The sequence below is a fragment of the Limnospira sp. PMC 1279.21 genome (assembly GCF_032349615.1).
Classification (GTDB): Bacteria; Cyanobacteriota; Cyanobacteriia; order Cyanobacteriales; family Microcoleaceae; genus Limnospira; species Limnospira fusiformis.
Genome location: NZ_JARPLU010000483.1, coordinates 1 through 653 on the forward strand (window position 1 = coordinate 1; position 653 = coordinate 653).

The 653-nt window shown below is 42.0% G+C and carries 1 pseudogene; it reads right to left on the reverse strand.

The features are described from left to right. Positions 1 to 653, reverse strand: a pseudogene (locus P5683_RS25555) (reverse transcriptase domain-containing protein); the annotation flags it as partial.

Consider the following 653-nt stretch of genomic DNA (forward strand, 5'->3'; position numbering starts at 1 on the left):
GGGTGCTGTTTTATGTTGTTTTATTACACCCTTAATTACTTCTGTATGAGCTTTAACTGCTTTATTGCTGGGTTTGATGTGGGTTTTGAACCTTTTTTGACTTTTCCCAGATTTATATTTTCCTACCGGATATTGCCTAACATTGAATCCTCAAAAATCAAACCCAGGTTCCTCAGTCTTGCCGTTGTACTCAATGGGATTGAGTGTGTAGCAAATTCGAGTCTTTTCAGGTTTTATTTCTAGTCCAACAGGTTTTAGCCACTCGGAAATAGCAGTTTTGCACTGTTCAATGATTTCTAGTGATGGGGATATCACAACAAAGTCATCAGCGTATCTTATAACAGTAGCTTGTGCTCTGTTTGCTTTCTTGGGATACATTGTTTTTATGAGCCTAACCATGCCATCCAGTGCGATGTTGGCGAGTATTGGACTTATTACCCCTCCTTGAGGTGTCCCTGATTCTGTATCCTCAAATACACCGTTGTCTAGCACCCCAGCTTTGAGCCATTGTTTCAGGTCTTTCTTGAGGTTGCTTGGACAATGAATTTTGGACAGTAGGTAATCATGGTTTATTCGGTCAAAGCATTTAGCTATGTCCGGTAGGGGTCGAGAGGGAAGTCGCCTTCCCCCACTCCCATTCAAAACCGTGCTTG